Below are 11,093 nucleotides of genomic sequence, written 5' to 3' on the forward strand. Positions count from 1 at the left end.
TACCAGTAACCTTAATTAATGGTTATAATTCAATAAACCCAAGCCTAACATGCAGCAACGCTAGCGGCTACTTAACGGGAAACACTATTAAATACCCTATTAATAGCCTAATATCCACGTATAATGCCAATATGCCTGCAGTAGCCGCATTAATGGGTGAGGTCTTTGCTTCAATACTCTCAGAGTCCCTACCATGGTGGGCCACCACCATTGAGACCATAGTCAGCGCATTCATACCCATTAACCTGTATAGTCAAAGCAACTTCTCAGTCGACGCAACCATCCAGATCTGGTTCAATCCAGCTAACCAATTCTTCATAACCATAATTGGAAGCCACCAGTTAAGTAGCGTAACCGGCTCAACGTCAGCCTACCCAAGTGGTTTAATAGTTAATTACACGAATTACTACTTAAATATCCTGTCCTGTGGTTAATAAAAATTATGAGCTTAATTCTACTTGGAAGCAGTTTTCGCTTACGTAGCCTGCATTGTAGTAGCCTGAGGGTACTGTGCATTTGCCTATCCCTGTTGGCTGAGCATACCCTCCCACGTTACTTAAAGTTAAATTGTATAGATACGCTACGCCCTGTAGTTCATGACTAATGAACTGGGTTAACCCTAGCCAAGTGCCATTGCCCACCAATTGGGGGGTTGGGTTAACTGTATCGTAGACGTAGTCGCTATAGAACATCAAAACGCCTCCACCTAAGCTTGGTAAGCATGCGTATTCACCATTGATTAAAGGTGTTTCTACGATGAATTGAGCGGCCTGCCAATTATCAGCCTCAGCCCCTATTGTAAGTGGGTAGGTTTCATTATACGTGACCTCGACATACGTACCATTAGGATATCCTACATACCAATTAATGTACCATGTTTGATTACTTGATGCTGTGTGGCCGTACTGTATGTTTACGGTAATTGTTGAATACTGTTCAACATAGTAGCCACTAAGGCTGACTGGCGTAATTAAATCGCCCTGGGGTTCATCTGCATAGAAGAGTTGGTAACTGGAGTACTCTTGTGATACCTGCTCCATCCATATCCATCCAGCCTGCGCATATGGCGTATACCACTGGTTGCCTGGAGACAACCCTACCCAGGCGGCCAATGCCTGATTGCTTATGCAGCTTGGGTTTAGTGAAAATTCAGGTACCGTTATCCATGCTGTAATAGCCTCAAAGGTGTCATTACCGTATTCGCTATATCCACTATCGTAGGAGGCCACGTAGCCTGACCATGTTGAATTAATCTCACTGGCTGTGACCAGGCCCTGTAACCTAACCCTATTAAGTTCCTCAATCTCATTCCTAGTGATTAATCTAATGCCTATGTCGACGTAATATGCCGTGCCACTTCTAGTGGCGTACATTGTGACGTATATTAAACCGACCCTAACGCCATTTGCATAAACGGTGAAGATCCACTTATAGTATATTGCACCAATACTGCTATAGACCGCTATCGGCCCCTCCTTAACCCACGAGATTTGGAAGCCCTCAGAGTCCATTACTAATAAGTTGTTGTTGATGTAGCGCCTCACCACGGGTATGGCATTAAGTATCTTCAACACGAGGCCTGAGGCCTCCCTAACATGGGGCATTAGGGTGCCCATGGGTTCGTTACTGAACCAGAAGTAGCTGGGCATCTTAATGCTCATGCCTAAGGGTAGGCATACGTCACTGTAGGATATGTTAAACATGGGTAATTCAACATTGAAACACCCCCACGTGACGCTCCTAGACTCCCCAAGATACTCAATGACCGGGTTAGATATATTGTACGCGTAGTCTGCGTAAATACCGCCATTAACCCTAATTACGATGCTTAAGCTGTAATTAGCCCTAGTCTCAAAGGGTACACTTACTATAAGCTTGCTTTTAGGGGTCAATGTAACGTTTAGTACTATTTCATCACCATCAACGCCTATTGATGCCTTAACCAATCCCACCAATGTCCCATTCTTACCGTAGGCCACGTAGCTAAAATCGTAAGTCAAATCCACTATACCGTAAATGTACTTTGAGGCACCTTGAGTATTATTAATAATCGATTGAAGTATGGGCCCACCGTTATAGTGCATTTCAGCGAACCTTAAGTAGCCATTATCCGTAAACCTCCTTACACTAGGAATATTTACAAGGATCCTGTATACGAGGACTTCAGCATCAGCGGCGTATTGAAACGCTATTGTGCTGAAACCTAAGGAAACAGATGGTGGGTATGAGACATCTGTAGTAAGACTGTAGGGTATGCATAATTCACCGTCAGTGACATTGAACATTGATGCATTAAACATTAGGCACTTGGATTTAGCATAAATGTACGTTAGGTATGAGGATTCCTGTATAGTCGCATTAACCCTTACAACTGTAAGCGCATAGAGCTTATTGTTAATATACACTACTAACCTATAATCAGTATATCCATTATTACTACGTACCCAGAGACTACGTGTAAGGGCCAGAATAATAACCGTAAGAATTAATAAAATTATGGTAATTACCTTAACCTTCAATCCGTTACCCATGATGAAGTATCACATATGAAATATTTAAAGCTTTTTCAATAGGAATAATAACAATTATAAAGTAGGGTTTTTATATACCTTCGCATTTCCAATTTATGGCTGTTAAGTTATGGATCCTGGTCCTAACCACGTTTTTAGCTTTACTCATCACATTTATTATCCTTTATACTTTCAACTCTTATCGTAATGCTTCTTTCAATGATTCCCTCATCTTGGTTGAGGTGTTGTTGCCTAATTCCTTCACTGTGGCTGGCCCATACGCTAAGCTACTCTACGCTATGCTTGGTTTACCTATTAACTCAACCCTAAGCCCAATAATGCTTACTAATAGGCCTAGTGTTAGGCTTGCATGGCATGTGGACTACTTAACCGTAATCCTAAGGAATGGAAGCAGAATATTCATTGAGGCTAGGACGCAGGAAATACAAATCAAGGCTAATGGCATTTGGCTAACAATAACACCAAACAACATTAAGCCGAAGTACGAAATAAAGGTAATCAAGGGTAATGAAACATTAAAGGCATTAATGAGTGTTGTTAGGTCTGTGCGGGTTTATAGGCCTATTTACCCTCCTCCAAGCAAAATCATGAGCATTATTAATGGTTTTAGGGTTATGTGTAGGCTTCATGGTGTTGTCTGTTCACCACCCTTGCCTATTGTTGAGTGGCTTAAGGCTACCCATAGGTGGCTCATGTTTACGTATGTTTACCTTGGTTTCGACTCCACACCAACATGGGCACTCTCAGCATTCATTAACCTGAATTCAACATACAGTATCTGCGGCTATGTGTATCCTGGTAATGGGAGTGACCTAGTAGTGCCGGTTAACGACTATGCGGGCATACTCCTGAGCCTTCAATTCAATAGCCTCAATTAACATACGGTAGAACCATAAATTCACGGTAAACTTATTGCCCCTCTACTGCGCAATATTGAGCGGGTAGCCTATGTAGATTGTTGAGACGCCTATAGCATGTATTCCGGCCGGTATTATTAAACCTATGTCAAATACATGGTTCACGGTATTGAAGACGAATTACTGAGCATTATTGGTATCTTAGGTATGCTTCTTGGTTAATCTGTTGATTGATGGGGGCAGGGTTTATAAGCTTGCTTGTGTTTAATTGCTTGGCGATTTGATGCGTTGGTGGTTGATTTTGCTTATTGTGGCTTCTGCCTTAGGCATTAGTACGCTTATTGCCTACAGTTTTAATAAGCCAGTGAATGGTAATTCAAGCATTCTAGCTGTAGCCTACTTGCCCACTACATTCACAGTAACTGGACCTTACGCAAAAGCATTCTATAATGCCTTAAACATGTCTTTAAACTCAATAGTAAGCATAAATGAACTATCAGGCAAGCCTAATGTTAAGCTTACATGGCATATTGATGAATTAACCCTAATACTGCTAAATGGAAGCAAAATAAGCATAGAGGCTAAAACACAAGTAATCCAAGTAAGAATCAGCAACAAATGGATAACAGTAATGCCAAACACCATAAAACCAGGCTACGAAATAAGGATTGTTAAGGGTGGTGGATTGCTTAATGCCCTTAATGAATTAGCGTCAAAAATGCCACCACCAATGTTTAGGGAACCTTATGTGGTTGTTACCAGTGTGCCTATAGTTCATAAGAAGATTGTGAGCTCTAAGCCTTACCCGGTTTGTTCACAGTATGGCTGTATTCAGGAGTTTAATGTTACTGAAATTATTACCATTAATGAATCATACCTATACAAAGTGGGCTACACTGGTGGTGATCCTACTTGGGCTTTAGCAGCCTTCGCCAATGTTAATAAATCCAGTGTGATATGCGGCTACACTTATCCTGATAATGGTAGCAACTTGGTTATTCCAAGTAGTGACTATGCGGCCATACCGTTGACCGTTGACCAATATGCTAAGCAGTTAAGGAATGTAACCAATGAGAATTCCCTAGGAACAGTAGTGTACAGCTACGGTATATTAGCTTTTGGTATTCAGCCTGCCTTCGCTATTTGGAGGCCAGCGTTACTATTCAACATTTGGGTTCCTGGCTATGAGCCTTACATTGGTTGGATGCCTTTAAGCACTGTTAATGGTGTTGTTGATTGGCTAGCCACTGGGGTCACTTTATGCACATCCATTAAGCCTAACGGTGATGGTTATGAGACCTTACTCTCAGCAAGCGTAAATAACGTGAATTATACGGAAGCATACTTCTACGTTACTAACTCATCAACAAGCGTTGTTAATGGGGTAACCGTATCAACATTAACTTTAAGCGCACAGCTTGGTTCAAGCATGGAGTGGGAGAGTAATCCAGGAACAGTAACCGTAAGCAATGTAACATACTTACGTCCAACTATAGGCAGTTGGCCATGTAATGCAAACTACACATGCTACCCATCTATGGCGTTTGAAACCAGTGATACATCATCATCCTTCTTCAGCAACAATACTGGCTTTGCTTTAGTATTCTCCATGGGTGATAATCCTACTGATGCTGCTAATGGTGAGTGGCCACTATACTACTCAATCAGTAACGATACCCTAACGTGCAGTGGAATATGGGGCACTGCCGCAGTAGGCTCAATCTGGCCACCAAGCAGTGGATTATGGGGCGCCGGTGGTTTAACCGTTGAGTATCCTGGTGAACCAGTGAGTTATGAAGCCATAATAGGCTCATTAAGCCAAATTAAGAGCAGTGTAGCCAACACTGTGGATATATCATGCCAGTATGTTGATACTGAGTTAAGTGCATTAAACACTGAGAGTTCAAGCTGAGGGGTATTTTGGTTCTAGGTCGCTTCCAGGGTTCATCCTTGGTAATGTCACGGTTATCACCTTCACTAAGGCACTGGTTACGATGCCTAATGGCACTTACTTGACTCATAAACAGTAACGATAGCCAAGTCATATATTCATGCATAATGGAGGTTATTAACGCGAAGTCCTAGAGGGATTTGACAAGGCACACGTACTTGGGAGCACAGTGTACGCAGTATGCCTACATCAAGATCTACTACGGTAAGCTGGCACCATGTCTCCAGCCTTGGGACTGCGCAATAGGCTTAACACCCCCATAATCAGAAACCCCAATTGGCCGCATCTGGGAATACTACTATGGACCAAGGGGCATTTGGTACAACCTAAGGATAACCCACGGCTCACCAAGCTACGTATACATACCTTAAAAACCAACAAGAAAAACCACACCCAAACAGCGCACCTTAAAAAGCCAGCAAGGGAAACCTAATCATACTAGTCAAATTACTCGTGACGCCTAAGTCACGCTTGGGGGATTTGAACCCACGCAGGCCTACGCCAACGAGGCCTTAACCATCATCAATTTGCTGAATCTTTCATGGTAAATCAACTTATTGGGAGCCCTAACATGGATCTCGGATGGTGAGCCAGTATAGGCACACCAAAGCTTTTCAGAATAATCCCTGGATCAACATTAATTATCACTAATACATCAACATTGCTTGATAATGCACACTCACCCTCTGTGACCGAGCCAAAGAGACAAACCTCGGCATTAGGGTCTATAGACTTAACAACCTCCTTAATGATACGTAGGTACTTATTAAGGTTCCTAAATACATCCTGCCTCCTCCTGGTATCCTTAATTAAAGGATCTAGCCCACTGCTCATTATTTCATTAACAACCTTAATTAACCTTTCAGCCCCTCCTCGTATACTCTCTCGGCACACACCTGGCACTAATGTAGGCATTCTTAAGTACACCCAATTCAAATAGATACTTATCCGTAATTCATTCATGATCTATTTCTTATCGCTTAACGCAACATCGCGTAAGAATCAAAGTAAATAACGTATACTGTGCGTTCGCGGATATTGAGCACCATATTTAAGAATTTTCATCTTCAGGAATAACTGAAGGGCTTATCCAAGGTTAAAGCGGCTAAGTCGTACAAGGCTTGGTGAACTTAAGCTAATGCATGCTTAGGGTTAGGTGAACCGTACCCACCGCCTCCAGGAGTCATTATTATTACCTCGTCCCCTGGGTTTAGGTCTATTGAGGCCTTGCTTGGGAGCTTAACAACGGTTCCATCACCCCTCTTGACAAGGACCTCGCCAGGCTCTCCATCGTTACCACCCCACAAGCCCCAGGGCCTCGTCTTGAATCTCTCAGCCATTATCGAGAGCCTAGCCCTCGTCAGCACCTTGAATGACCTAATGATACCATCACCACCACTATAAAGGCCATCACCACCACTGCCCTCCCTGATCCTATACCCAGTGAATAACAGTGGGTACTGCCTCTCGGCAATCTCAATCGGCGTATTTAAGGTATTAGTCATATTAACATGAACACCACTAACACCTGACTTGCCTGGTCTACCACCAGTCCCACCACCAATTGTCTCGTAGTACGCCCAATAACCGCCATTTGGTAGTGATCCACCAATCATCACATTCATCATAGTCCCAGAACCAGCTGCAGGCACACGGTCCGGCAGCGCTTTGGCTAATGCCCTGAATACCACGTCAGCTATTCTCTGCGTGGTCTCAACATTGCCACCGCTCACGGGCGCTGGCTTTCTTGGGTTAACGAGCGTACCCTCGGGGGTCATGACATTAATAGTTCCATAAAAGCCCTCGTTCGTTGGTATATCACCCTGCATTAACGACCTAATTGCAAATGACACCGCGGAGAAGGTGACTCCATAAACAGCGTTTATTGGCGCCTCGACTTGCTCATGAGTGCCGTTGAAGTCCGCCTTAATACCTCTCTCATTAACCTCAACAGATACCTTAATGGGTAATAACTCGTCGCCAAGCTCCATGTAATCAACCGCCTCATAAATGCCCCTGGGCCATTTACTAATCTCCATCAGGGTTAACTTCCTGCCATATTCAACACCCTCCCTCCACGCATTGATAACATCATTAACGCCATATTTATCAACCAACTCCTTAACCCTGGCAACACCAACCTTATTAGCAGCGAGCTGGGCAGTTATATCGCCAATGGCTGTTTCAGGGGTCTTGAAGTTGCTGAGTATGATGTTGAGAATATCACGCTGTAACTCACCCTTAATCATAATCTTGACTGGCGGTATGACTAAGCCTTCCTCATATATTGTCCTGGCGCTTGGGTTAATACTACCTGGTATTGGGCCACCGACATCCACGTGATGTGCCTTATTAACGACATAACCAACGAGTTTACCATCGACATATATGGGTTCCATGACCATGACATCGTTTAAGTGGGTACCCGATATGTATGGGTCATTAAGAAGCATAACATCGCCAGGGCCTAACTCAACACCCTCCTTATTGAGCCAGTTAAGGATATTCTTAACGCCAACCCTAAATGAACCCAAGTGCACCGGTATGTGCTCGGCCTGAGCCACTATATTGCCCTCCGAATCCGTTATTGCGCAACTATGGTCCATCCTCTCACGGATATTAGGCGAGAAAGCCGACCTACGCAGAGCCACGCCCATCTCCTCGGCGATGAATACCGAAGCCCTAAATACTAATTCCCACGAGATCATCTTAAAGATACACCTACAGGCCCCTAATAAAGCGTTATGCATACTTATGCTTATTATATTCAGAAAGGTTGAATGATACCTACAGCTGGTTAGTTACCATGGGTTATTGGGATGTTTAATTATGTTGTTATTATGTATTAAAGCCATTATGAAATGTATTAGCCTAAAGTTAGTACGTAATCCTTACTTCGCCATGTTCACCAACCGCGGCCTTCCACCTCGGTGGAATCACTATTGTTGATCCGTACTCCTCAATTATGGCTGGTCCATCAATAACCTGCCCAGTGGGTATTTCCTCACGCCAATAAATTGGTACCTCAATCCATTCATCAAAGAATACCTTCCTGAAACTCCTCGGCTTAGCCTCACCCTCAGCCTTTGTCGCCTTAAACCTTGGTTTAATCCTCGTTATTACCGCGAATACCCTAATGGTAACGACCTCAATGGGCTTATTCAGTTTGAAGCCGTACGTTGCGTAGTGCCTATCATTAAATGCCTTCTCAACATCACCTATACTCGCCGGTTTACCAACGGGTATTGTTAATTCCCAGCCCTGATAGACATACCTAACATCGGCGTACCTAAGGAAGTAATCAACCCTACCCAACCTACTAAGTAATTCATCCTCGAGCCTCCTAAATCCGTCCTCGATATCCTTAGGAAATGATGCCCTAGCCTCAAATCTCTCATCAGCCATTAGTAGGCCTAGAGCACTGAAAGCCCCAGGCTCCGGCGGTATGATGATTGAGCCAATACCCAACTCCTCGGCTATGTATGTCGCGAATTGGGGGCCAGCACCGCCAAAGGCCATTAATGCGAAGTCCCTAGGGTCAAGACCCCTCTCTACAGTAACCAACCTAACGGCCCTAGCCATCTCCAGCGTGGCGAGCCTAATGGCTTCAAGGGCCACGTTAATGGGATCGCCAAGCCTTGCCAACCCCTTAATTGCGGCGTCTTTGTCAAGCCTCATCTCGCCACCGAGTAGGTAGTCGCCAATCCTTCCAAGAGCAACATTAGCATCGGTTAGTGTTGGTTCCTTACCGCCCTTGCCATAGCATATTGGTCCTGGATCAGCCCCAGCGCTAATAGGCCCAACCCTAAGGGCTCCAGCCTCATCACGCCAAATAATCGTCCCACCGCCACTGGAGACCTCTGCTAAGTCAATGAATGGAAACCTAACTGGGTAGCCACTACCCTTAATAAACCTGCCATGGTGAGCCTCACCACCAACCTCATACTCAGTAGTGACCTCAGGTTCATGCCTAAGTATTGATGATGCCTTAGCCGTAGTACCACCCATGTCGAAGGCAATCACATTTCTGGCGCCAATTATCCTCGAGAATTCAGCTGCAGCTACAGCACCAGCCGCGGGCCCAGACTCTATTAACTGCACAGGCCTTTTAATGGCCTCCTCAGCATCTATAAGACCACCAGCACTGGACATTATAAAGAACCTACTGATACCAAGTTCCTTAAGGCCCTCAGAAAACCTTGATATATACTCGCTAACTATTGGCATGAGAGCGGCGTTAACGATGGTTGTTGAGGCTCTCTCATACTCCCTAGGCTCAGGGGCTACCCTACTCGATAAGCTAACGTATTTAAAGTACTTCTTAAGTACGTTACCGGTAATCTCCTCATTGACTGGGTTAATGTATGAGTGTAGGTATGAGATGGCTACGCTAATGACGCTCATTGATTTGGCTTTAATGGCGTATTCCTCAATCTCCCTAGGGTCAGCATGCTTGGTCACGGTGCCATTAGCTAAGACTCTTTCATTAACCTCAAACCTAAGCTCCCTTGGAACCAGTGGCCTCGGTTTATCGAACATTAAGTCATATAACCTAGGCCTATTCTGACGCCCAATCTCAATAACATCCCTAAAACCCCCAGTAGTGAACAAAGCCACCCTAGGTAACTCAAGGCCAACCTGCCCAAGCAATGCATTAGTACCAATGGTAGTCGCATGAAGAACCTCAGAAATATGCCCCCTAATCCTCCTTAAACCATCAAACACAGCAACCTCAGGACTTCTAGGCGTTGATAGAATCTTAATCGAGTATATAGTACCATCATCCCTAAGAATCACGAAATCCGTAAAAGTACCGCCAACATCAACTGCGACGACAACCATGAGTTATCATTAAGTTTATGAAGGTAGTGTTTTTAATGTTTTATCCTGAGTGTATATAGTGATATGTTCGAGATTTTAGTGCCCAGTATTCCGATATATACCAGTGTTGGATTTGTTGGTTTTTGTAATGTATCTCTAGTAGAGGTTGACGGGAAGTATGTAGTAATTGATCCAGGGCACTTCGGCAATAGGGAATACTTACTGAACGCATTAAGTAGGCGTGGATTAAAGGTTAATGATATCAACTATGTAGTATTAACGCATTTACATTATGATCATGCAATTAATGCGTTAATTTTTAAGAATGCCAGGGTAATATTATCAGAGAAGGAGAGGGATTATGCATTGGCTTATCGAGAGCGTGATCCGTACATCGCCGATATGCTTTTAGATTTTTAGATTTATTGAAGAATAGAATTTATTATGTAAAGGAGAGTGATGAAATACTTGGCATGAAAATAATAGAATTACCCGGACATACAGGTGGTACCATGGGAATTCTATTAAAAGACGGTACCACATTTGTTGGAGATGCAATCAAATATATTAATGACGCTATTAATAGGGCAACCTCATTTACTTATTATGATATTAACGAGGCAAATAAAAGCATAGCAAGAATTCTCAATGTGGCAAAGATGGTTGTCCCAGGTCATGATACTCCATTCCAAGTAGAAAATGGTAATATAAAGCCCATTAACGAAGTGTAAAGGTTTATTATTTATAGACTTCCTCATCTGCCAAATCTTATCCTTGTTAACCAGAAAGGATGGCTCATTACTTAACACAGTAATTCCTAAACCTTTCAGTCTCTCCTCAACGATGCTAACTAATCGGTTGTAATCCCTTATAGTCTCTAGTAATGGCAGTAAAACCAAGCATTCCATCGAAGGTAATGTATGCTTAATAGCA

The 11,093-nt window shown here is 43.5% G+C and carries 9 protein-coding genes; 5 read left to right on the forward strand and 4 right to left on the reverse strand.

Annotation, left to right across the window (positions count from 1 at the left end; genetic code table 11):
• The coding region (locus tag Q0C29_RS03210; RefSeq protein ID WP_291999221.1) for a hypothetical protein at positions 1-434 on the forward strand (434 nt) is incomplete at its 5' end.
• 6 nt (positions 435-440) lie between these two features.
• Here Q0C29_RS03210 and Q0C29_RS03215 read toward each other — a convergent pair.
• The gene (locus tag Q0C29_RS03215; protein WP_291999222.1) at positions 441-2,531 is read right to left on the reverse strand and encodes a hypothetical protein; all 2,091 of its coding nucleotides are present in this window, start codon (positions 2,529-2,531) and stop codon (positions 441-443) included.
• Between the two features lie 221 nt (positions 2,532-2,752).
• On the opposite strand from Q0C29_RS03215, the gene Q0C29_RS03220 reads away from it, so the two are divergent.
• Positions 2,753-3,409, forward strand: a complete 657-nt coding sequence (locus Q0C29_RS03220; protein ID WP_291999223.1) for a hypothetical protein — start codon at positions 2,753-2,755, stop codon at positions 3,407-3,409.
• Positions 3,410-3,689: 280 nt separating this feature from the next.
• The gene (locus Q0C29_RS03225; RefSeq protein WP_291999224.1) at positions 3,690-5,300 is read left to right on the forward strand and encodes a hypothetical protein; all 1,611 of its coding nucleotides are present in this window, start codon (positions 3,690-3,692) and stop codon (positions 5,298-5,300) included.
• A 588-nt stretch (positions 5,301-5,888) separates the two neighbouring features.
• On the opposite strand, the gene Q0C29_RS03230 is transcribed toward Q0C29_RS03225, so the two are convergent.
• The 3 genes from Q0C29_RS03230 to Q0C29_RS03240 form a co-directional block, all read right to left on the reverse strand.
• Positions 5,889-6,254, reverse strand: a complete 366-nt coding sequence (locus tag Q0C29_RS03230) for a nucleotidyltransferase domain-containing protein (RefSeq protein WP_291999225.1) — start codon at positions 6,252-6,254, stop codon at positions 5,889-5,891.
• A gap of 215 nt (positions 6,255-6,469) precedes the next feature.
• Positions 6,470-8,047: a hydantoinase B/oxoprolinase family protein gene (locus tag Q0C29_RS03235; RefSeq protein ID WP_291999226.1), complete on the reverse strand. Its 1,578-nt coding sequence runs from the start codon at positions 8,045-8,047 to the stop codon at positions 6,470-6,472.
• Positions 8,048-8,216: 169 nt separating this feature from the next.
• Positions 8,217-10,181 carry a hydantoinase/oxoprolinase family protein gene (locus tag Q0C29_RS03240; protein ID WP_291999227.1) on the reverse strand — a complete coding sequence of 655 codons (1,965 nt, stop codon included), beginning with the start codon at positions 10,179-10,181 and terminating at the stop codon, positions 8,217-8,219.
• Between the two features lie 63 nt (positions 10,182-10,244).
• On the opposite strand from Q0C29_RS03240, the gene Q0C29_RS03245 reads away from it, so the two are divergent.
• Positions 10,245-10,580: an MBL fold metallo-hydrolase gene (locus Q0C29_RS03245; RefSeq protein WP_291999228.1), complete on the forward strand. Its 336-nt coding sequence runs from the start codon at positions 10,245-10,247 to the stop codon at positions 10,578-10,580.
• Between the two features lie 53 nt (positions 10,581-10,633).
• On the forward strand, positions 10,634-10,891 hold the full coding sequence (locus Q0C29_RS03250; RefSeq protein WP_291999229.1) for a hypothetical protein: 258 nt from the start codon (positions 10,634-10,636) through the stop codon (positions 10,889-10,891).
• The last annotated feature ends 202 nt before the right edge of the window (positions 10,892-11,093 follow it).

Source organism: Caldivirga sp., from assembly GCF_023256255.1.
In the GTDB taxonomy this organism is placed as follows: Archaea; Thermoproteota; Thermoprotei; order Thermoproteales; family Thermocladiaceae; genus Caldivirga.

What these genes read in the sequence shown, in the direction of transcription:
- Q0C29_RS03215 (WP_291999222.1), bottom strand. Translation starts at nt 2,531, where the DNA reads ATGGGTAACGGATTGAAGGTTAAGGTAATTACCATAATTTTATTAATT.
- Q0C29_RS03230 (WP_291999225.1), bottom strand. Translation starts at nt 6,254, where the DNA reads ATGCCTACATTAGTGCCAGGTGTGTGCCGAGAGAGTATACGAGGAGGG.
- Q0C29_RS03235 (WP_291999226.1), bottom strand. Translation starts at nt 8,047, where the DNA reads ATGATCTCGTGGGAATTAGTATTTAGGGCTTCGGTATTCATCGCCGAG.
- Q0C29_RS03240 (WP_291999227.1), bottom strand. Translation starts at nt 10,181, where the DNA reads ATGGTTGTCGTCGCAGTTGATGTTGGCGGTACTTTTACGGATTTCGTG.
- Q0C29_RS03245 (WP_291999228.1), top strand. Translation starts at nt 10,245, where the DNA reads ATGTTCGAGATTTTAGTGCCCAGTATTCCGATATATACCAGTGTTGGA.
- Q0C29_RS03250 (WP_291999229.1), top strand. Translation starts at nt 10,634, where the DNA reads ATGAAAATAATAGAATTACCCGGACATACAGGTGGTACCATGGGAATT.